Origin of the sequence: Streptomyces sp. WMMC940 (genome assembly GCF_027460265.1) — a bacterium.
Taxonomy (GTDB): Bacteria; Actinomycetota; Actinomycetes; order Streptomycetales; family Streptomycetaceae; genus Streptomyces.
The window spans coordinates 4,820,205-4,841,010 of record NZ_JAPZBC010000001.1 but is presented as its reverse complement, the minus strand read 5'-3'; the positions used below and the strand labels follow the sequence as shown (position 1 = coordinate 4,841,010).

The 20,806-nt window shown below is 72.9% G+C and carries 19 protein-coding genes and 1 tRNA gene; 14 read left to right on the top strand and 6 right to left on the bottom strand.

Annotation, left to right across the window (positions count from 1 at the left end; all coding sequences use genetic code 11):
- The first annotated feature begins 44 nt into the window (after positions 1-44).
- Positions 45-1,424: a tetratricopeptide repeat protein gene (locus tag O7595_RS21340; RefSeq protein ID WP_269730247.1), complete on the top strand. Its 1,380-nt coding sequence runs from the start codon at positions 45-47 to the stop codon at positions 1,422-1,424.
- A 7-nt stretch (positions 1,425-1,431) separates the two neighbouring features.
- On the opposite strand, the gene O7595_RS21335 is transcribed toward O7595_RS21340, so the two are convergent.
- Positions 1,432-2,052, bottom strand: a complete 621-nt coding sequence (locus tag O7595_RS21335; protein ID WP_269730246.1) for a histidine phosphatase family protein — start codon at positions 2,050-2,052, stop codon at positions 1,432-1,434.
- 374 nt (positions 2,053-2,426) lie between these two features.
- On the opposite strand from O7595_RS21335, the gene O7595_RS21330 reads away from it, so the two are divergent.
- From O7595_RS21330 to O7595_RS21305, 6 genes are all read left to right on the top strand, one after another.
- The gene (locus tag O7595_RS21330) at positions 2,427-3,599 is read left to right on the top strand and encodes a hypothetical protein (protein WP_269730245.1); all 1,173 of its coding nucleotides are present in this window, start codon (positions 2,427-2,429) and stop codon (positions 3,597-3,599) included.
- A gap of 127 nt (positions 3,600-3,726) precedes the next feature.
- Positions 3,727-5,316, top strand: a complete 1,590-nt coding sequence (locus O7595_RS21325) for a hypothetical protein (RefSeq protein ID WP_269730244.1) — start codon at positions 3,727-3,729, stop codon at positions 5,314-5,316.
- An 8-nt stretch (positions 5,317-5,324) separates the two neighbouring features.
- On the top strand, positions 5,325-6,659 hold the full coding sequence (locus O7595_RS21320) for an AAA family ATPase (RefSeq protein WP_269732567.1): 1,335 nt from the start codon (positions 5,325-5,327) through the stop codon (positions 6,657-6,659).
- Between the two features lie 187 nt (positions 6,660-6,846).
- Positions 6,847-7,206 carry a hypothetical protein gene (locus tag O7595_RS21315; protein ID WP_269730243.1) on the top strand — a complete coding sequence of 120 codons (360 nt, stop codon included), beginning with the start codon at positions 6,847-6,849 and terminating at the stop codon, positions 7,204-7,206.
- A gap of 208 nt (positions 7,207-7,414) precedes the next feature.
- The gene (locus O7595_RS21310) at positions 7,415-8,083 is read left to right on the top strand and encodes a bifunctional DNA primase/polymerase (RefSeq protein ID WP_269730242.1); all 669 of its coding nucleotides are present in this window, start codon (positions 7,415-7,417) and stop codon (positions 8,081-8,083) included.
- A tRNA-Lys gene (locus O7595_RS21305) sits at positions 8,074-8,147 on the top strand. The genes O7595_RS21310 and O7595_RS21305 overlap by 10 nt, the downstream gene beginning before the upstream one ends.
- A 111-nt stretch (positions 8,148-8,258) precedes the next feature.
- On the opposite strand, the gene O7595_RS21300 is transcribed toward O7595_RS21305, so the two are convergent.
- Positions 8,259-9,545 carry a M6 family metalloprotease domain-containing protein gene (locus tag O7595_RS21300; protein ID WP_269730241.1) on the bottom strand — a complete coding sequence of 429 codons (1,287 nt, stop codon included), beginning with the start codon at positions 9,543-9,545 and terminating at the stop codon, positions 8,259-8,261.
- Between the two features lie 372 nt (positions 9,546-9,917).
- On the opposite strand from O7595_RS21300, the gene O7595_RS21295 reads away from it, so the two are divergent.
- Positions 9,918-11,690, top strand: a complete 1,773-nt coding sequence (locus tag O7595_RS21295) for a putative bifunctional diguanylate cyclase/phosphodiesterase (RefSeq protein ID WP_269730240.1) — start codon at positions 9,918-9,920, stop codon at positions 11,688-11,690.
- 202 nt (positions 11,691-11,892) lie between these two features.
- Here O7595_RS21295 and O7595_RS21290 read toward each other — a convergent pair whose 3' ends face one another.
- From O7595_RS21290 to O7595_RS21280, 3 genes are all read right to left on the bottom strand, one after another.
- Positions 11,893-13,041 carry an LLM class flavin-dependent oxidoreductase gene (locus O7595_RS21290; RefSeq protein ID WP_269730239.1) on the bottom strand — a complete coding sequence of 383 codons (1,149 nt, stop codon included), beginning with the start codon at positions 13,039-13,041 and terminating at the stop codon, positions 11,893-11,895.
- Between the two features lie 64 nt (positions 13,042-13,105).
- Positions 13,106-13,843 carry a maleate cis-trans isomerase family protein gene (locus tag O7595_RS21285; protein WP_269732566.1) on the bottom strand — a complete coding sequence of 246 codons (738 nt, stop codon included), beginning with the start codon at positions 13,841-13,843 and terminating at the stop codon, positions 13,106-13,108.
- Entirely contained in the window at positions 13,840-14,682 is an 843-nt protein-coding gene (locus O7595_RS21280) for a maleate cis-trans isomerase family protein (RefSeq protein ID WP_269730238.1), read from the bottom strand. The genes O7595_RS21285 and O7595_RS21280 overlap by 4 nt, the downstream gene beginning before the upstream one ends.
- 99 nt (positions 14,683-14,781) lie before the next feature.
- Between O7595_RS21280 and O7595_RS21275 the strand changes: the two genes are divergently transcribed.
- Together O7595_RS21275 and O7595_RS21270 are read left to right on the top strand one after the other, a co-directional pair.
- Positions 14,782-15,735 carry a D-2-hydroxyacid dehydrogenase gene (locus O7595_RS21275; RefSeq protein WP_269730237.1) on the top strand — a complete coding sequence of 318 codons (954 nt, stop codon included), beginning with the start codon at positions 14,782-14,784 and terminating at the stop codon, positions 15,733-15,735.
- On the top strand, positions 15,725-17,143 hold the full coding sequence (locus O7595_RS21270; RefSeq protein WP_269730236.1) for an amidase: 1,419 nt from the start codon (positions 15,725-15,727) through the stop codon (positions 17,141-17,143). Before O7595_RS21275 ends, O7595_RS21270 begins: the two co-directional genes overlap by 11 nt.
- Before the next feature lie 137 nt (positions 17,144-17,280).
- On the opposite strand, the gene O7595_RS21265 is transcribed toward O7595_RS21270, so the two are convergent.
- Complete coding sequence (locus O7595_RS21265) at positions 17,281-17,772, bottom strand: DUF3830 family protein (protein ID WP_269730235.1); 492 nt, start codon at positions 17,770-17,772, stop codon at positions 17,281-17,283.
- Between the two features lie 42 nt (positions 17,773-17,814).
- Between O7595_RS21265 and ehuB the strand changes: the two genes are divergently transcribed.
- From ehuB to ehuA, 4 genes are read left to right on the top strand one after another with little or no spacing between them, the layout of a single operon-like run.
- On the top strand, positions 17,815-18,696 hold the full coding sequence (gene ehuB / locus O7595_RS21260) for an ectoine/hydroxyectoine ABC transporter substrate-binding protein EhuB (RefSeq protein WP_269730234.1): 882 nt from the start codon (positions 17,815-17,817) through the stop codon (positions 18,694-18,696).
- Positions 18,693-19,352 carry an ectoine/hydroxyectoine ABC transporter permease subunit EhuC gene (gene ehuC / locus O7595_RS21255; RefSeq protein ID WP_269730233.1) on the top strand — a complete coding sequence of 220 codons (660 nt, stop codon included), beginning with the start codon at positions 18,693-18,695 and terminating at the stop codon, positions 19,350-19,352. The genes ehuB and ehuC overlap by 4 nt, the downstream gene beginning before the upstream one ends.
- Entirely contained in the window at positions 19,349-19,999 is a 651-nt protein-coding gene (gene ehuD / locus O7595_RS21250; RefSeq protein ID WP_269730232.1) for an ectoine/hydroxyectoine ABC transporter permease subunit EhuD, read from the top strand. The genes ehuC and ehuD overlap by 4 nt, the downstream gene beginning before the upstream one ends.
- A complete protein-coding gene (ehuA, locus tag O7595_RS21245; protein ID WP_269730231.1) occupies positions 19,989-20,756 on the top strand; it encodes an ectoine/hydroxyectoine ABC transporter ATP-binding protein EhuA in 768 nt (255 codons plus the stop codon). Before ehuD ends, ehuA begins: the two co-directional genes overlap by 11 nt.
- The last annotated feature ends 50 nt before the right edge of the window (positions 20,757-20,806 follow it).

Sequence of the window (20,806 nt, the reverse complement as noted above, 5' to 3'; positions counted from 1 at the left end):
CGGACCGGGAGGGCTCCGGACGTGGCACAGGAGAGGGCTCGGCCATGGCACCGTCACGGGCAGTTCCCAACCTCAAGTTCCGGCAGTTGCGCGGACAGCGCTCGCCCGGCGAGTTCGCCGCGCTCGTCCGGCGCGCGGCGCGGGAGATCGGCGAACAGGTCGCGTGTGACGCCCGCTACATCGGGCGGGTCGAGGCGGGCGAGATCCGCTGCCCCAACTACGCCTACGAACGGGTCTTCCTCCATATGTTCCCGGGCCTGACTCCGGCGGATCTGGGGTTCTCCGCCCGCGAGGCGGTACGGGGCCGCGCGGCCCGCGGACGAACGCCACGGCCCTCGGACCCGTACTACAGCAGCAACGGCACCAACAGCACCTACAGCAACGAGGAGAGCGACGTGCTGCGTCGCGCGTTCATGACCGGCGGCACCGTCACCGTGGCGGCCGCGTCCCTGGGGTTCGGCCCCCTGCCCGGCACCGAGGCCCTGCGTTCCGACCTTCCCCGGCAGCGGGTCGGCGCGTCCGAGGTGAATGCCGTCGAGGCCGCGGTGCGGCAGATCCGGCTGCTCGACGACCGCCACGGCGCGGACGGGCTCTACAAGCGGGCCGCGCAGCCGCTGCGCGCCGCCTACGCGCTGCTCGACGCCGGTGCCACCACGCGCGGCTCGACAGCGGACCGGTTGGCCGCGGGCGCGGGCGAACTCGCCATCTCCGTCGGCTGGCTGGCCCATGACTCGGGCCGGCTGGACGACGCCCGCTCCCACTACGCGGAGGCCCTGGCGACCGCGCGTGTCGCCGGCGACGCGGCACTGGAGGCGCACGCCTTCTGCAACACTTCCTTCCTCGCGCGGGACGCAGGACGGCACCGGGAGGCGGTGCGGGCCGCGCAGGCCGGGCAGCGGGCGGCGGGACGGCTCGGCTCGGACCGGCTGCTGGCCCTGCTCACCCTGCGGGAGGCGGGTGCCTGGGCCGGTCTCGGCGACCGCGCCGGCTGCGAGCGCGCGCTGTCCCGCGCCCATACGCTCTTCGGCCGCGGGCCCTCGGACACGGACCCTGAGTGGATGTCGTTCTTCGGCGAGCCGGAACTCCAGGCCCTGGAGGCCCAGTGCTGGTCGGCGCTCGGTGAGTGGCCCCGCGCCGCCCGTCACGCGCACCGCGCGGCCGCGCTGCAGGACCCGCACTTCGCCCGCAACCTCGCCCTCTACCGGACCCAGCTCGCCGCGGACCTCGCCCGCGCCGACGCGCCCGCCGAGGCCGCCGCGGTCGGCGAGCGGGTGCTCGACGCCCTGGAGGGCGATGTCGAGTCCACCCGCATCCGCGCGATGCTCGCCGACACGGCGCGGGTGCTCGGGCCGCGCCGGAGCACGGCCGGGGTGGCCGCGTTCCTGGACCGCCACGCCACGGCCGAGGCCGTGGCCCGGCTCTGATCGGGGCTCAGGTGCCGAGGTGCCCGGTGTCGTTCCAGCGGTCGACCGCCGGGGCGCCGTAGGCCCAGCCGAGCACCGAGAGACTGGCCGGACTCAGCTTGATGCGGGCGGCGAAGGAGACGTCCTCGCCGATCCAGCGGGCGCACAGGACCCGCAGGATGTGGCCGTGCGCGAAGGCCAGCACATCGCGGTCGGCCGAGCGCACGTACTCGATGACCCCGTCGGCGCGGTCGGAGAGCTCGGCGAGGGTCTCCCCCCGCGAGGGTGCTCCGGGCACCCCGACGGGAACGCCGTCGCGCCAGATGAACCAGTCGGGGTCCGTCTCCTGGATCTCGGCCTGAGTCCTGCCCTCGTAGGCGCCGTAGTCCCACTCCATCAGCGCGTCCCAGTCCTGCGCGCGGTCGCCGAATCCGGCGAGGTCGCAGGTCTCACGGGCGCGGGAAAGCGGGCTCGTGCGGACCTCGACGTCCGGTAGGCCGTCCCAGGGGGACCTGTGCAGCCGCTCGCCGAGGAGCTTCGCCGTGCGGCGGCCCTCGTCGAGGAGGGGGATGTCCGTCCGGCCGGTGTGCCGGCCGAGCAGGGACCATTCGGTCTGGCCGTGCCGGGCCAGGAGTATGCGAGGTGCCATGGGTCCATCATCCCCGGCGGCCCCGGCGGGCGCCCGGCGGTGGGGCGGGGCCGCCCGGGAGGGGCCTTCCCCTACGGCGGGAGAAACCCTCCCGGACGGCGGTGGGGGGCCTTCCCGTACACCGTGCGTTGAACGACGGCCTGCGCGGCACGGTCCGCGGCGGCCGCCGCGACGGCACCCGGCGGGTGAGCGCTGCCGGCCCGGTGGCGCGAGGGCGTACGGAGCAGGGCACGAAAACGCATCCGGGTCCGGGCCCGAGGACCTGCCGGCCCGGACACGGACCGGCGTACGGACCGGGTCGCGCGACGGCGTGCGGGGCGCCGTCTCCGGGAACCGCTCCCCCGTTGTCGGTGGCGGATGCGAGACTTCCGCGGGTGAGCACATCCCTCGACAGCGGACCTCTCCCCCACGCGTCGGCGACAGCACTCCGGCAGCGACTGGCGGAGCTGCGCGGGCCGTCCACCGCGCCGCATCCGCTCGACGCCCGGGCGCTGGCCGCCCTTGCCGCGAACCCCGGTTGCAAGCGGCGTGCGCTGCTGGACGGTGCGGGAGTGGACAAGGCGGCGCTCGCCCGGGCGCTGGGCTCGCCCGCCACCTTCGGCCAGTCCCAGTTCGCCTTCATGCGGGGAAACGCGTTCGAGGCCAGGGTCAAGGCCGACGGCGGCACGGAACTTCTCGGACTGCTCGGGGTGGCCGATCCGCACGGGGCGCTCGTCCCCGATCTGACGGCGGCCGGTCCGGAGGGCCGCGCGGCGCGCACCGCACTCGCCCTGCGGGAGGCCACCGCAGCCGGGGCATGGACGCTGCTGGACCACCCGATGCTGGCACTGGAGGTCGCGGGCTCACCGGCGTTCCTCGAGCCGGACGCGGTCGTCGTGCACCCCGACGGCCGGTGGACCGTCGTCGAGATCAAGTCCTTCCCGATGGTCGACGGCTCCGCCGACCCGTCGAAGGTCGGCGCGGCGGCCCGCCAGGCCGCGGTGTACGTACTGGCACTGGAGCGGGTCGCGGCGCTGACGAAGGACGCGTCCGTGGACCACTCCGTACTGCTGGTGTGCCCCAAGGACTTCTCCAACCTGCCGACCGCGTCGGCCGTCGACGTGCGCAAGCAGCTCTCCGTCACCCGGCGGCAGCTGGCGCGGCTGACCCGGATCGAGGAGATCGCCTCGGCGCTGCCGGACGGGGTCGGCTTCGACCTGGAGTCCCGCTCGTCCGGCGAGCTGGCCTCGGCGGTCGAGTCGGTCCCCTCCACCTACGCCCCGGAATGCCTGTCCGCCTGCGAACTCGCGCTCCACTGCCGGGAGCGGGCCCGTTCCGCCGGCGCGGTCGAGTCCCTGGGCCGGGCCGTACGGGGCGAGCTGGGCGGGCTGACCTCGGTCGCCGAGGTCCTCTCCGCGGCCCGCGGCGAATCCGGCGACCCGGCGGACCCGGCGGTCGTGGCGCTGCGCCGCGCCGCGCGGCTGCGCACGGAGGCCCTCGGCGCGAGTGCGCTCGGCGCGCAGGCACCGGGCGAGGACACGGCCGACTCGGGTCGGGGGGCGGCGTGACGGCGCACGGCGCGGCCCGCGGTCCGCTGAACCTCGCGGGGGGGCTGCCGAGGCCCGCGCGGGAGCCGCGCACGGCGGGCGCCGGTGCGGGATCGGGCCCCTCGACGGAGACCGGGGGGAGGCCGGAATGTCGCTGATCAGTACGCTCGCCCGGCTGGAGGCCGTCGAGAGCGGGCGGGCGCAGCCGCTCGCCACCGTGCGGCACCGGCACCTCTCGCCGCGCCCGATGGTGTTCGTCCCCCTCACCACGGCGGGCGAGGCCGGCGCCCCGCTCGGGGCGCTCGTGGGGACCGACCGGGACGCGCCGCGACTGCTCGCCGTCGCCCAGCCCAGGGACCGTGAGCTGCGGTTCGCCTTCCTCGCCGAGCTGGCGGAGACGCTGCTTCCGTACATCGACGGATACGCCGGCGACGTGGAGCCCGCCGAACGGAGCGAGACGGACCCGGAAACCGGCAGACGGGTCAAGGTCGAGGTGGAGCTGTGCGCGGACGCGCCGCAGCTCATCGTGCCGAGCAGGCCCGGAGTCGACTTCGTTCGCCTCCTCGGGCGGTCGATGCGGTTCCGGCGGACCGCCGAGCAGGACCCCGACGCCCCCTACCCGGCGCCCCCGCGCGTGCCGCTCCTCGGGCGCTGGCTGACGCACTACGGCGAGCGGGCACGGGTGCCCGGCTCGTCGCTGCTGCTCGCGATGACGGATCTGCTGGGCCGGCACTGGGCGACCGGGCAGTCCCACCTGGAGGACCAGCACCTCGGTGCGCTGCTCGCCTGGATCGCGCCGCCGGAGGGGCACTCCGGCGCCGAGGCGGCGCTCCGGGCCGAGGTGGCACGCGACCGCGAGGGCCAGTTGGTGTGCCCCCCGGCCGGGCCCGCCACGGACCCGGCGTTCGACAACAGGCTCCTCGCGCCCGCGATGGAGCGGTACGACCGGGCCCGCCAGTTGCTCGCCGCGGCCGAGGACGGCGCCGCGGCCGAGGAGCAACTGGCCCGGCTCACCTCCGCCGAGCGGGAGATCCGCGGCCTGCTCGAGGGGGTGCTGCGCCCCACGTGGGACGCGGTGTGGGCCGGCATCGACCTGCTCCGGGAGCTGCCGGAGGGACCGCACGTCGCCGACCGGTGGACCCGCGACCGCTGGTCGTTCACGGGTCACCGCGACCGGGTGCGGGCCGGTGAGCCCCCTCAGCCGCGCAGGGACGACGCGGTCACCGCCGCGCGGAAGCTGTCCGCGCGCGAGACCGCCCAGGCGCAACTGGAGGCCCAGGAGGCGCTGGACGATCCGCTGGTGCTGGCGGCGCGGCGGCTCGCGGGCGAGGCGTTCGTCGGCGTGGTCAGCGATGTGGCCATGGCCTGGTCCGAGTCGAAGCGTCCGTCGCCCCGGCCGCTGCTGACGGTGCGTACGGACGACGGTCCGCATCTGGGTGCCGGTGTGAAGGCGTACCGCTCGCTGGACGGCAGGCCGCAGTCCGCCGAGTTCGTGCGGTACGAGCAGGACGGCGCGATCGTCCTGCGTCTGCTGGACCGGATGGGCCGCTCCAGGGATCCGGCGCAGGGGTCCGTGCCGGAGGCGGGCGAATCCGTCGCCTGGACGCTGTTCGAGCACGACCAGCGCGGCGGGCCGAAGCTGCCCGAACCGGAGGACACGCCGTGGACCCACGGCGGCCCGCCGCGTACCGACACCGCCGAGAGCCCCGACGCCGTGCCCCCGGAGGACCTGCTGTGACGGGGACCGTGACCCCGCTGTTCGACCCGGGCTCGGAGGCGGCCCGCGCCACCGCCGCCATCCTGGAGGACACCCTCCACGGAGACGCCCGGGGCGTCGTCGTGGACTCCCCTCCGGGCGCCGGGAAATCGACGCTCGTGGTGCGGGCGGCACGGGAACTCGCCGCGGCCGGACGCCCTTTGATGGTCGTGGCGCAGACCAACGCCCAGGTCGACGATCTGGTGGTGCGGCTCACGGAGAAGGAGCCGGAGCTGCCCGTCGGCCGGCTGCACAGCAACGACCCCGACCCGTACGACAGGGCGCTCGACGAGCTGCCGAACGTACGGAAGTCGGCGAAGGCGGGCGATCTCGCCGGGCTGGACGTGGTGGTCTCGACCGCAGCGAAGTGGGCGCACGTCAAGGACGTCGAACCATGGCGGCACGCGATCGTGGACGAGGCGTACCAGATGCGGTCGGACGCGCTGCTCGCCGTGGCGGGGCTGTTCGAGAGGGCGCTGTTCGTCGGGGACCCGGGGCAGCTCGATCCGTTCTCCGTGGTCGGTGCCGAGCAGTGGGCCGGGCTGTCCTACGACCCGTCGGCGAGCGCGGTGTCCACGCTGCTCGCCCACAATCCGGAGCTGCCGCAGCACCGGCTGCCCGTTTCCTGGCGGCTTCCGGCGTCGGCCGCGCCCCTGGTCTCCGGCGCGTTCTACCCGTACACGCCCTTCCGCAGCGGTACGGGACCGGGCGACCGCCGGCTGGCGTTCGGGGTCGCGTCGAACGGCTCCGGCCCGGACCGGGTGCTGGACGAGGCGGCCGAGTCCGGCTGGGGCCTGCTCGAGCTGCCCGCCCGGCACACACCGCGCACCGACCCTGAGGCGGTACGGGCCGTGGCCCTCGTGGTCCGGCGGCTGCTGGACCGCGGAGGCGCTTCGGTCTCCGAGCGCTCCCCGGACCCGGTGCCGCTCACCGCGGACCGGGTCGCCGTCGGCACGGCCCACCGCGACCAGGCCGCTGCCGTCAGGGCGGTCCTCGCGGAGCTGGGGGTGTCGGGGGTGACGGTGGACACGGCCAACCGGCTCCAGGGCCGGGAGTTCGATGTCACGGTCGTGCTCCACCCCCTCTCGGGCCGCCCGGACGCGACGGCGTTCCATCTCGAGACGGGCCGCCTCTGTGTACTGGCCTCCCGCCACCGCCATGCCTGCGTCGTGGTGTGCCGGGCGGGTGTCACCGAGCTCCTGGACGAGCACCCGTCCACGGAGCCGGTGCAGCTCGGCGTCACGGTCAAGTTCCCGGACGGCTGGGAGGCGAACCACGCGGTGCTCTCCCACCTGGAGGAGCACCGGGTCACCTGGACGCCGTAATGGACTCGGCCCGGGTCCTCGTCGTGCGTGCGGTGGTGGACTCGGCCCCGCCCCCGGTCCCGGGTGGCGCAGTGGGCCCGGCCCCGCTCCCCCGGGGCGGGGCCGCCGGATCGGGTCCGCGAGTCGGGGCCCTCTTGTGCGGGGCGGGACAATAGGGGTGGTCCGGAACCACGAGAAGGAGACGCGCATGGCGGAGTCGTCGGGGCGGAGCGAGCGGCGGGTGCGGCCTTCACCGCTGCTTTTCGAGCCCGCGGAGGTCGCCTCCGACCCGGAGCACTTCTTCGATCTGGAGTCGATCGAGGATCCCCGGGAACTGCTCTCACGTGCGACGGAGCTCACACAGGCGTTCCAGGCGGCGACGGACCGCGCCCTGGAGTACCAGGCGGTCGCGGCCGCGCAGCTCGCCGATCCGCGCCGCTTCGACCGGCTGACGGCGGAGGAGATCGCACGTCGGGCGGAGTGGAGCGAGGACTACGCCAAGCGCATGATCGACTTCGGCCGGGACCTGCTCCGGGGGCCCGACGCCCGGCCGGCGTCCCGGTCCTGAGGCCGCCCCGGGACGGCTCGCCCAGTCCGCACGGCTTGGCCGGCTCGCGGTGGACGTCCCGGGCCAGGGACCGCGCCCGCCTCCCGGGTGCCGGTCGCATATGACGAGGGAGGATGCCGGGGGGCAAGATACCCCTCCCCCCGCTCCCTGTCCCAGGTTTCCGCAACTCGCGGAAACCGAGCGATAACTCCGCGTACACGTAGTCTTCATGAGTACTCGGCCGCGAGACGACGTCGGCGCCGCACCGTGCAGTCCCGCCCTTCACGACGAGCGCCGGCGGGACATCTTCGCCTTCCTCCGAGAGGACGGTCGGCATCAGACGGCCCAGATCACCGCGCCCGGCGCGGACTGGCTCGCGTCCGCGAGCACGCATCCGCGGTCCGCGCTGGCGCTCTGGGAGTCACGGCCCTCCGCGCCGTTCGTCGTGTCGTGCGGCGGGGGCGTCTTCGACGTGGTGAACGTGCCGTCGATGTTCGGGCGCCGGATGCTCGACCGGCTGTGGTCGGAGGGCCCGGGCTCCGGGCCGGTCGCACACCACAGGGGCCGGATGCTGCTGTTCGTCGCGCCGGGCACGGCCCAGCGCCTGCCGAGCCTGCTGGAATGGGAGGAGTGGGGCGGTTCGGTGCCGCCCCTGATCTGCCACGGCACGGGTGACGCGATCACGGCGCCGCCGCTCGCCCCGGTGCCCGCAGGCGGGGCCGGGCCGCGCTGGGTGGTCGCCCCCGACACCCGGCACCCCTGGCTCCCCGGGCCGGAGGTGCTGCTCTGGGCCTGTGTGCGGGCGGCCCGTACGACCTCCGCCGCGACGGTGCGTATATCGATTTTTCCTCCCGCCGATCAGGGTGCTAAGGTCTACGACGTCAGCAGGCGCCGCTAGCTCAGTTGGTTAGAGCAGCTGACTCTTAATCAGCGGGTCCGGGGTTCGAGTCCCTGGCGGCGCACAGACGGAGCAAGGCCCCTCGCGGAAGCGGGGGGCCTTCCTCGTCGGGCCCGACGAGGAAGGCCCCTCGCGGAAGCGGGGGGCCTTCCTCGTCGGGCCCGACGGCATTCGCTCACCGCACCGTCGTGATCTTGACCGTCCACGCCCCCGTGCGGGTACGGTCCGCCACCTCGACACGGACCCGCTCACCCGGGACGGTGTAGGTCTCCCCCACGCCGAGCGGGGCGTCCGCCAGCTGCGGGTAGACCGAGCGGTCCCAGCACGCCCCGCTCTTCGGATGGGTGTCGATCACCTCGACGGGTCCCGCACCGGAGGCCTCCTCGTTCCGCACCCGGTAGAGCAGTACGCCCTCCTTGCAGGTGTCCCGGTCGTTGCCCGTCGCTCCGCGCGCCTCGATGGCGAGCGCACTGTTCTGCCCGGTCCTGACGACCGCGAGCCGGGTTCCCGCGGGACGTCCGGGCGTGGGAGCGGCCGCGAGGGGCTCCAGGGTGAGGACCCGGTCGGCGGGTCCGGTGACGCACCGGACCTGGTTCCGGTCCAGCCATCCCAGCTTCCACTTGTGCCAGCCGAGGAACTCCGGGGCGAGGCCGAACTGGCTGCCCATCACGTCCCAGTCCCCCACATGGGTGTCCCAGTCGCCCTTGCCGTCCGTGGGCCGGTGGTAGAGGTCCGGGAGGTCGAAGACGTGCCCGGTCTCGTGCGCCAGGACATGGCGGTCGGGCGGATGCCGCTCGAACACGGTGACGGCCCGCTTCAACTCGGTTCCGTCGGCCTTTGTGGCCTGCTCGAAATTGACCACCTTCGTCGCGTCGGAGTCCACTCCGGGGGCGTCCGGGTCGGCGACCAGGTAGATGACGTCGTAGCGGGAGAAGTCCACGAGCGGATCCGCGACGGAGACCGCGTCCCGCAGGTACGCGGCACGCCGCCCGGCGTCCCAGTCCCGCTTCATGCGGTACTCGGTCGACGCCTTCGGCATCCGGATCCATTGGCGCACGGGGTGGGGCCGCAACAGGAACTTCCCGTACGAGGCGTTGCGGAAGAAGTCGCCGGTCGCGGGGAAGTGGTCGGCGACCAGGTCGTCCGGCGTCGTGAGGGGGGTGGAGTCCGGGAAGGACAGGAAGACCATGACGGCGTCGACGGCACGGTCGGGCCGCGGGTAGTCGGAGTTCCAGCTGTCCAGTCCCAGCGAGTGGTGTGCCGCGGTCCGTGGCAGGGCGCAGGGGTGCGGAGAGGTCGCGGCCGAGGCGGGACCGGCCGCGAGGGTGGTCGCGACGAGGGCCACCAGGGAGGTGAACACAGCGGCGCCGGCTCGCAGGGTCGGCCGCTGCACTCCCTCGGGTGGATCCTCGAGCGTCTGCTGACCCTCCACGTGGACCTCCGGCTGCGGAATGCGGGACATCCAACCCAGCTTGTGGGCTTTTATGATGATTCGCACTGTTCCGCTGCACCGGTCGGGTGAGCAGACCACGACACCCCGGCGATACACAGAAAGTCACAACCGATCACGAGAGCCCTGGCCCGGTCCTCACCCGCGCAGAAACGATCGGTCCGGACCTTCCGGTGCTCCTGATCACCGTCCGAAAGCTGGAACGCCCACCCGGCCAGCCTCTATGATCGGCACACTTTCCTGAGATTCCGGCCTTGGCCTGGCCTGAACGACACGACTGCACTGCGGGAGCGAGCGGTGAGCGGACACACGGAAGGACGGGGAAGCGCGACCGTCGCGGCACCCGGGAGCGACCATCCACCCGTCACGGAGGGTGAGATCCCGATGCCCCCTCCCGGCCCCGCCGGGCCGGTCCGCGGTGTGGGGGCCGATACGCAACACGCCGACTACCGTGCCGCGTTCAACGCCTCCCGGCTCGCCATGGCCCTCGTCGACCACGAGGGCCTCGTCGTATCCGCGAACGACGCGCTCGCCGCCCTCCTCGGCGCCGAACCGGACGCCCTCCGCTCCCGGCCCGCCGCCGATCTCGTCGACCTCGCCTCCGACGGCCGCTCCCTGCTCGCCTACGGCGAGGTGCTGAACGGGCGGAGCTCGTGCTTCCGCTGCACCCGCCGCCTCAAACACGCGGACGGCCACCCCGTCTGGGCCGAGGTCACCGTCACGCCCGTCCCCGGTGGCGGGCGGCGTGTGCTGCTCTCGGTCGCGGACATCAGCGACCGCCGTGAACTCCAGGCACGGCTGCGCCATCTCCAGATGCACGACCCGGTGACCCGGCTGCCCAACCGCACCCTGTTCTTCGAGCGGCTCAGCAGCGCCCTCGACACCTCGTCGTACGAGCACGGCGGCACGGGTCGGATCGGGCTGTGCTACCTCGACCTCGACGGCTTCAAGGCGGTCAACGACACCCTCGGCCACCGGGTGGGCGACCGGCTGCTCACGGCGGTGGCGTCCCGGCTGACCGAGTGCGCGGACCGGGACGCCGAGTCGCGCGGCGGCTCCCCTCTCGTGGCCCGGCTCGGCGGCGACGAGTTCGCGATCCTGGTCGAGGACTCCACCGGCACGGAGCAGCTCGCCGATCTGGCCCGGTCCGTCCTGGCCGCGCTCCAGCAGCCGTTCGACCTGTCGGGGCAACGGCTGTCGGTGTCCGCGTCCATCGGGGTGGTGGAGCGCGCGGCCGACGGCACCACCGCCACCGGGCTGATGCAGGACGCTGACACGACGCTGTACTGGGCGAAGGCGGACGGCAAGGCCCGCTGGACGTTCTTCGATCCCGAGCGCAACGCGCACCGGATGACCCGTCAGGCCCTGTCCTCGTCGCTCAGACCGGCGGTGGAGCGCGGGGAGTTCACGCTGGAGTACCAACCGCTGGTGTGCATGGCGGACGGAGCGGTCCGGGGTGTGGAGGCCCTGGTGCGCTGGAGGCACCCGCAGTTCGGCACGCTCGCGCCGAATCGGTTCATCGGAATTGCCGAGGAGGACGGGTCGATCGTCCAGCTGGGCCGCTGGATCCTGCGCACCGCGTGCCGGCAGGCCCGCCGGTGGGAACTCGAGCACCCGGCGGAACCGCCGCTCTTCGTCAGCGTCAACGTCGCCGTGCGCCAGCTGTGGGACTCCGACCTGGTCGCCGATGTGGGCGGGATCCTCGACGAGACGGGCCTCGCACCCCATCTGCTGCAGCTGGAGCTCACCGAGTCCGCGGTCATGGGCTCGGCCGGGCGGCCGCTGCAGGTACTCCAGGCGCTGAGCGACATGGGCGTGCGGATCGCGATCGACGACTTCGGGACGGGCTACTCGAACCTGGCCTATCTGAGCCGTCTTCCGGTGTCGGTACTGAAGCTCGACGGCTCGTTCGTGCGCGGCTTCCGCTATGACGACGGCACGCATCCGAACCCGGCGGACGAGACGATCGTCGAGGCGATGGTCGAGCTCGCCCACCGGCTCGGTCTCACCGTCACCGCCGAGTGCGTCGAGACGGCGGGCCAGGCGGAACGGCTACGCCGCATCGGCTGCGACACCGGCCAGGGCTGGCTGTACTCGCGCGCGGTGGCGCCGGACCGGATCGCCGGGATGATCGGGATCAGTCCGCTCGCGGTCTGATCCCCGGCAGGGCTCCCCCGTCGACGCGGACGCCCGTGGAGGAGCCGCCGCGAGCACCGCGCCAACGGCCTGACCGGATCGAGGACCAGACCGATCCGGCCCCTCCACTCAGCCGCCGAGGACCGTGTCGACAGGCGTTCGATGCCGCCGTCGGGAACCCGCGGCAGGCCGTCCGGGCAGGGACCGCACCCGACGCCCGGGTCTACCCGGGCAGGCCGTACGCGTCCGCGATCAGCTCGTAGGAGCGCAGCCTGGCCTCCCCGCCGTGGGCGTTGGTCGTGATCATCAGCTCGTCCGCGCCCGTGCGCTTCTGGAGCGCGTCCAGGCCGGCGCGCACCTCGTCGGGCGTGCCGTGGACGACGTCGGCCAGTCGGCCTTCCACGAACTCCCGCTCCATCGGGCCGAAGTCGTACGCCTCGGCCTCCTCGGGCGCCGGGATCAGCCCCGGCCGGCCCGTGCGCAGCCGCAGCATCGAGAGCACTCCGGTCATCACCTGGCGCCGTGCCTCGCGGGCGTCGTCCGAGGCGAGCGCCGCCACGCCGATCAGTGCGTAGGGGGCGTCCAGGACCTTCGACGGGCGGAAGGAGTCCCGGTAGAGGTCGAGCGCCGGGACGGTGTTCCGCGCCGAGAAGTGGTGGGCGAAGGCGAACGGCAGCCCGAGCACTCCGGCGAGCCGGGCGCTGAAACCGGAGGAGCCCAGCAGCCAGACGGGGGGCCGGGCGGCGGACTGGACCCCGCCGGGGGCGGTGGCCTGGACCGGGCCGGGGACGGCGTGGATCCGGGCGTACGGGTGGCCGTCCGGGAAGTCGTCGTCCAGGAAGCGCGTCAGCTCGGCGAGCTGCTGCGGGAAGTCGTCGGCGCCCTCTCCCCCGGCCTCCGACCCCAGCCCGTCGGCGCGGCGCAGCGCGGCGGCGGTGGCGCCGTCGGTCCCCGGCGCGCGGCCGAGGCCCAGGTCGACCCGGCCCGGCGCCAGCGCCTCGAGTGTGCCGAACTGTTCGGCGATCACCAGAGGAGCGTGGTTGGGCAGCATGACGCCGCCTGAGCCGAGGCGGATGCGCTCGGTGTGGGCGGCGAGGTGGGCGAGGATCACAGCCGGGGAGGACGAGGCGACGCCGGGCATCGAGTGGTGCTCGGCGACCCAGTGCCGGTGGTAGCCGCGCCGTTCGGCGAGCCGGGCGAGGTCCACGCTGGTGCGCAGCGCCTGGCCGGCGGTACTGCCGCTGCCCACGGTGACCAGGTCCAGTACCGAGAGCGGCACGGGCGCGCCGCCCTGCGCCGTTGCCCGGATCTCGTCGGCCGCGCGCGCTGGGGCCGGTGTGTCCACTGAGGTGCCTCCTGCGTTGTCGTGCATGTCCGAGCCACTAACAGGAGGGCATCTCCGTTTATTCCGGCCCCCTCGCCCCGACGGGGCGGAGCTACTCCTCCTCCGGCCAGTGGTCCGGGCGGGCGAACAGGGCCCCCAGGCCGTCCGCCCACGCCCTCCGCCCGGCCAGCCGCAGGCCCTCCCACACGGTCACCTGATTCGCCGTGAGGACCGGCTTGCCGAGGGTCTCCTCCAGCTCCTTGAGGTGGGCGGCGGTGTGCAGCGCGGTGTCCGGCATGAGCACCGCCTCCGCCCTCGGGTCGTCCCCGGACCGGGCCAGCTCCAGCACCTGCTCGCGCTCCCAGGTGCCGACCTCGGCGGCCGTGACGATCCCGCTCGCCCGGGCCGCGACCACCCCGATGCCCGACGACTCCAGGAACTTCTCGAAGAGCCCGGTCACGTCGTCCGGGTAGGTGGCCGCGACCGCCACCCGGCCGACGCCCAGCGCCTGAGCGGCGTGGACGAAGGCGAACGACGTGCTCGACGCCGGCAGCCCGGCGGCCTGCGCCAGCTCGCGGATCTGCTGCTGGGCGCCGTCCCGGCCCCGGACGAAGCTGCCGCTCGTACAGGCCCACACCAGGGACTCCGCGCCGGCCAGCCGCAGTTCCTCCACCCCTGCCGCCAGCCGGTCCGCGGCCCCCATCTCGATCAGCGCGTCCTCCCGGTGCGCGTCCTCGCCGATGTCGGTGTGGAAGACGGGCAGCCTGATGTCGCTTCCGAGCAGGACCGCGATCCTGGGGTAGTCGTCCTCGGCGGAGTGCCCGGGGTAGAGGAGTCCGACGGTCGTCATGTCCATCCTTCCTGTTCCTCCGGCTGGGCGACGGGTGGCACGACCGGCGGCACGGGCGGGGCCGGCGGGGGCGGCGGCTCCTCGTGCGGACCGGCGGTCCGCATCAGCAGGGCCTGGTAGGGACCGACGGCGTACACGCCGATCCTGCGCAGCGCCGCCCACATCGTGACCTGGTTCGCCGAGAGCACCGGCATGCGCAGCTCCGCCTCCAGCTGGGGTATCGCGTCGTACGTCGGCAGGTTCGTGCAGCTGATGAAGAGGGCGTCCGCCGCACCCACCACCGCCTGGCGTGCCATGTCCACCACCGACCGGTACGGCACCCTCCAGATGTGCCGGGTCAGTCCGAGGAAGGCGCGGCCCGTGACCGATACCCCGCCCTCGGCCAGGTAGTCCTCCAGCGAACGGGTCACCGACTCCGTGTACGGCGTGACGACGGCGATCCGGCGGGCGCCCAGCTCCTCCAGGGCTTCCAGCAGCGCGCCCGAGGTGGTCACCGAGGCGACCTCCCCCGCCGTGGTCATCGCCTCGCACATCGCCCGCTCGCCCGCCACACCGCCGACGAAACTGCCGCTGGTGCAGGCGTAGGCGACGACCTCGGGCTCGGAGGCGGCCAGTGCCCGGACCGCCTCGCGCAGGGTCTCGTGCTCACTGACGATGCGCGCGAGGTCGAGCGAGACCTCGACCGGCACGAACGGGGTCCTGGTCAGACGCAGCGAGACGCCGTCGGGCACCCAGCGCCACAGCTCCCGGTCGAGTGCGAAGTCGAACGGGGCGACCACACCGATCCCGCGCTGCGGGTCGGGACCGCCCAGAAACGAAACTTCGAGGGACACATCCATCGCAGGCCCCCTCATTCACGTCTTGTTGACGACGGTAGGTTCGAGTGCGAGCGTGGGTCAATCCGTACATGTCAGACGTTCAGAAACGGTTTCCGCGCGATGTCCGTACCGGTTCTCCTCGTACTGGAAGCAGACCCTCCGCCGCGGCTCGGCAGTCTCGCCGGACGCGCCGACGTCCGGTACGCGGACGCCGGCTCCCTCGCCGCCGAACTGCCCGGGGCCGACGCCCTCCTGGTGTGGGACTTCACCTCCGACGCGGTGCGGCTGGCCTGGCCCGGGGGCGGCCCGCGGCCCCGCTGGGTGCACACCCCGAGCGCCGGTGTCGACCGGCTGCTCTGCCCCGAGTTCTCGGCCTCCGACACGGTCCTGACCAACGCCCGCGGGATCTTCGAGCAGCCCATCGCCGAGTACGTGGCCGCCCTGGTGCTCACGATGGCCAAGGACCTGCCGGGGACCCTGGAGCTCCAGCGGCAGCGGCGGTGGCGGCACCGCGAGTCACTGCCGGTGGCGGGCGGCCGGGCGGTCGTGGTCGGTGCCGGCCCGATCGGACTGGCGATCGCACGCACGCTGCGGGCGCTGGGCCTCGACGTCGCCGTCACCGGACGCACGGCCCGCCCCGGGGTGCACGGCTCCGAGGAGCTGGACGGGCTTCTCGCACGCGCCGACTGGATCGTGTGCGCGGCCCCGCTGACGGAGGCCACCCGGGGCATGTTCGACGCCCGGCGGTTCTCGCTGATGCGCCCCTCGGCCCGCTTCGTCAACGTCGGACGGGGCGCGCTGGTGGTGGAGGACGACCTGGTCCCGGCGCTGACCGGGCGGAGGATCGCGGGCGCCGCCCTGGACGTCTTCGAGGAGGAGCCGCTGACACCTGACAGCCGGCTGTGGGACGTGCCGGGGTTGATCGTCTCGCCGCACATGAGCGGGGACACCGTCGGCTGGCGCGATCGGCTGGGCGAGCAGTTCGTCGAACTGTTCGACCTCTGGTCGGCCGGAAAGCCGCTGCCGAACGTGGTCGACAAGAAACGTGGGTACGTCCCCTCCCATGACTCCTGAGCCGAACGACCTGAGTGCCCTGACCGCACGTCACCTCATCGCCGGCTACGAGCGCGGCGACTTCTCCCCGCTGGAGGCGGTCCGGGCGGTCCTCGACCGGGCCGAGGCGGCGCAGCGCCGCACGAACGCGTTCGTCCGGATCGACGGCGATCGCGCGCTGGCGCAGGCGGAGGCGGCCACCGAGCGCCGCCGGAGGAAGGAGCCGCTGGGCCCCCTCGACGGCGTACCGGTCACGGTCAAGGACATCCTGCTGCAGGCGGGCGGGCCGACGCTCCGGGGCTCCAGGACGGTGCGCCCGGACGGCCCGGCCTGGGACGAGGACGCCCCTGCCGTGGCACGGCTGCGCGAGCAGGGAGCGGTGCTCCTCGGCAAGACGACGACGCCGGAGTTCGGCTGGAAGGGCGTCACGGACTCCCCGCTGACCGGGGTCACCCGCAATCCGTACGACGTCTCCCGCACGGCCGGCGGATCCAGCGGCGGGAGCGCGGCGGCCGTGGCGCTGGGCGCGGCCCCGCTGTCGATCGGCACGGACGGCGGCGGATCGGTCCGCATCCCGGCGTCGTTCTGCGGGATCTTCGGGCTGAAGCCGACGTACGGCCGGATCCCGCTCTATCCGTCGAGTCCGTTCGGCACGCTGGCCCATGCCGGGCCGATGACCAGGGACGCGGCGGACGCGGCACTGCTGCTGGACGCGCTGAGCGGCCCCGACTGGCGGGACTGGTCCCAACTGGCGCCCGCACCGAGTACGGGCGAGGGCCTCGCCGAAGGAGTGAAGGGGCTGCGGGTCGCGTACTCGCCGTCCTTCGGCGGTCAGGTGGCGGTCCGCCCGGCCGTCGCCTCGGCGGTGCGCGGGGCGGTGGAGCGGCTGGCCGGGCTGGGCGCCTGGGTCGAGGAGGCGGACCCGGACATCACCGACCCGGTGGAGGCCTTCCACACCCTGTGGTTCACCGGTGCGGCACGCGTGGTGCAGCGCTTCGGCCGGGAGCAGCGGGAACTGCTGGACCCGGGGCTGCGGGAGATCTGCGCGGAGGGCGAGCGGGCCTCGGCCCTCGACTACCTCGCCGCCGTGGACGCCCGGATGGAGCTCGGACGCCGGCTCGGGCGGTTCCACACCGCGTACGACCTGCTGATCACACCGACGCTGCCGATCACCGCCTTCGAGGCGGGCGTGGAAGTGCCGAGGGGCTCCGGGCACCGGCGCTGGACGGGGTGGACCCCGTTCACGTACCCGTTCAACCTCACCCAGCAGCCGGCGGCGACGGTGCCGTGCGGGGTGGACGAGGACGGGCTGCCGGTAGGCGTCCAGTTGGTCGGCCCCCGCCACGCGGACGCCCTGGTCCTGCGCGCGGCGCACGCCCTCTATGCGTCGGGCGCGGCGGCGCTGCCGGCACCGCCCGCCGCCGGCTGAGGGTTTGCAGACCGTCGAGGTGGCGTTCGGTCCGCAAGCCCCCGGTGCCGTGCCGGGCGGCGTTCGCCCCGTCGCGACGCCCGGCGCGGCTCCGGGAAGCGGGCGCCCCGGCCCTCCGGGGCCGGGGCCCGGCCCGGTCAGGCGCGGCGGAACGACAGCGTCTCGCCGAGTGCCCCGGCGCGCCACAGGTCCTGGCAGGCGTCGGCCATCCGGTCGAGGCCCTCGACCACCTGGCCCCACACGATGCCCGGCACCCAGCCGGTGTCGCCGTTGAGCAGCAGGTTGTTGCGTTCGTAGAAGAGCGCGAGGTCGACGGTCACCGGCCGGGACAGGTCCCGGTCGTAGCCGTACGCGGCGGTCCCCAGTTCCGTACCGCTGAAGGTGAAGTAGCAGAGGTCGCCCGGGATCGGGGTCACCGTCGGGTTCTCCAGCGGTGGCTCCCGGTCGGCGAAGGCGGGGAACAGGGCGTAGATCTCGTTGCGTGCGTACTTCGCGTGGTACACGTCGCCGCCGAGCGGCAGCGCGTCCCACACGGCCTGGCAGGTCAGCGGCGCCCGGTCGTCCAGGAGCCGCGCGGTGCAGTGCACTCCGCGCTTGGTGAGCGAGACTTCGATGAATCGATCGGCCATTGCTGACGCATACCCCGCCCGGGGCCGGGTAGCCGCGCCGCCATGGCTCCAGACACCAGACATCCGATACGCAGGCGCAGCCTGCTCCTGGGGACCGCCGGCGCACTCGGTGCGGCCGGCGTCGCCGGTGCGACGGGTTGCGCACGGGTCCCCTCCGGCAACAGCCTGGCCAGACTGAGATCCCAGGGCACGGTGCGGCTCGGCATCGCGGGCGAGGTGCCGTACGGATACATAGACGAACAGGGCGAGTTCACCGGGGAGGCCCCGGAACTGGCGAAGGCGGTCTTCAAGCGGCTCGGGGTGGCGAACGTGCAGCCGGTGGCGACCGACTTCGCCTCACTCATCCCCGGCCTCAATTCACAGCAGTTCGATGTCGTTTCAGCCGGAATGTACATCAACAAGGAACGCTGCGCGCAGGTCATCTTCTCCGATCCCGAATACCAGATGCTCGACTCCTTCATCGTGCGCAAGGGGAATCCGAAGAACCTGCACAATTACGAGGATGTCGTGCGGACCAAGGCGAAGTTCGCAACGGGCACCGGATACGCCGAGATCGGCTACGCCGTGGCGGCCGGGTACCCCGAGAAGGACATCGTCATCCTCCAGGACCAGGTGGCCGGACTGAACGCCGTCGAGTCCGGGCGCGTCGACGTCTTCGCCGGGACCGCGCTCACGACCCGCGAAGTGGTCCGCAAGAGCAGGAAGGCCGAGGCGACGAAGCCGTTCGCGGCGATCGTCGACGGCAAGAAGAAGATCGACGGCGGGGGTTTCGCCTTCCGGCCGACCGACACCGAGCTTCGGGACGCCTTCAACGCCGAGATCCACAAGATGAAGAAGAGCGGCGAACTCTTCCGCATCCTGAGCCGGTTCGGCTTCACCAAGGCCGAGATGACCGAGCTCACGGCGAAGGAGCTGTGCCGATGACCTCCGGACTCTGGCAGAACTGGGTGCTTCCGGGGATCTGGATCACCGTCCAGCTCACCCTCTACAGCGCCGCGCTGGCCACCGCCGTCGCGTTCGGTGTCGGTATGGCCAGAACTCATCGCTCCAAGGCGGTCCGCTTCGTCGCGGCCTTCTACACCGAGGTGTTCCGCGGGACCTCGGCACTGGTCCTGATGTTCTGGCTGTTCTTCGTCCTCCCGCCGCTGCTGGGGTGGCAGTTGGTGCCCATGTGGGCGGCCGTGCTCGCCCTCGGCCTGTCCTACGGCGCGTACGGCGCGGAGATCGTGCGCGGCGCGCTGAACGCCGTCACGCCGGCCCAGCGGGAGGCCGGCGTCGCGCTGAGCTTCACGCCCTGGCAGCGGATGCGGCTGATCCTGCTGCCGCAGGCCGTGCCCGAGATGATCCCGTCCTTCTGCAACCTGGCGGTCGAGCTGCTGAAGGGCACGGCACTGGTCTCACTGCTGGGTGTGGGCGACGTGTCGTTCGCGGCCTACCTGGTGCGGCTGGCGACCCAGGAGAGCGCGCAGATCTACACGGTCACGCTGCTGATCTACTTCGTGCTCGCGTTCCTCATCACCCGCTCGATGAAGGCCCTGGAACGGAAGACCAAGGCGAACCTGGGGGTGGTGGTCAAGTGACCTGGGACTGGTCCGCGGTCGCGGACTTCATGCCGCGTTTCTGGGAGGGCGTGCTCGTCACGCTGCAGATCCTGGTGCTGGGCTCGCTGCTGTCCTTCACGCTCGGCCTGGTCTGGGCGCTGGGACTGCGCTCCGGCTCGCGCATCGTGCGCTGGCCGGTGGGGATGGTCACCGAGTTCATCCGCAACACCCCGCTACTGGTGCAGCTGTTCTTCCTGTTCTTCGTGCTGCCGGAGTGGGGGGTGCAGTTCTCCGCGCTCACCACGGGCACGATCGCGATCGGCCTGCACTACTCGACGTACACCGCGCAGGTCTACCGGGCCGGCATCGACGCCGTACCGGCCGGACAGTGGGAGGCGGCGACGGCCCTGAGCCTGCCGGCCCACCGGACCTGGTCCGCCGTGATCCTGCCGCAGGCGGTCCGCCGGATCGCGCCCGCCCTCGGCAACTACGTCATCGCGATGCTCAAGGACACTCCGCTCCTCGCCGGGATCAGCGTGCTGGAGATGCTCCAGCAGTCCCGGCTGGAGAGCGCGGCGACCTTCCAGTACACGGAGCCGCTGACGGTCGTCGGCATCGCCTTCATCCTCATCGCCTACCCGGCATCCCTGCTCGTACGGACCCTGGAGCGCCGCCTTGCCCGCTGACACCGACCTCACCAAGCAGAACGACGAGCTCATCCGTTTCACGAACGTCACCAAGCGCTTCGGGGACAACACCGTCCTGGACGACCTGTGCTTCTCGGTCCGCCCCGGCAAGCACGTCACGCTGATCGGGCCCTCCGGGTCCGGGAAGACCACCATCCTGCGGCTGCTGATGACACTGGCGCGTCCCGACTCGGGCACGATCGACGTCAACGGCGGCCGGCTGTTCCCGGCCGGCGAGAAGGAACGCAGAGAGGTCCGCAAGAAGATCGGCATGGTCTTCCAGCAGTTCAACCTCTTCCCCAACATGACCGTGCTGCGGAACATCACCGAGGCCCCGGTGCGGGTGCTCGGGCTCTCCAAGGACGAGGCCGAGGAACGCGCCCGCGAGCTGCTGGACCTGGTCGGCCTCGCCGACCGCGTCGACGCGCGGCCCTCCCAGCTGTCGGGCGGCCAGCAGCAGCGGGTGGCCATCGCCCGGGCGCTCGCGATGCGGCCGCAGGTGCTGCTGCTGGACGAGGTGACCTCGGCGCTCGACCCGGAGCTGGTCGCGGGAGTGCTCGACGTCCTCAGGGACATCGCCCGCACCACCGACATCACGATGCTCTGCGTCACCCATGAGATGAACTTCGCCCGGGACATCTCCGACGAGGTCCTGATGTTCGACGCCGGGAAGGTGATCGAGTCCGGATCCCCGGAGAAAATCTTCTCGGAACCCGAGCAGGACCGTACTCGTGAGTTTCTCGGGGCGGTGCTCTGACCTCTCCCTCCATGCACCACTCGTGACTCTGGCATATGCCAAAGTCGTGC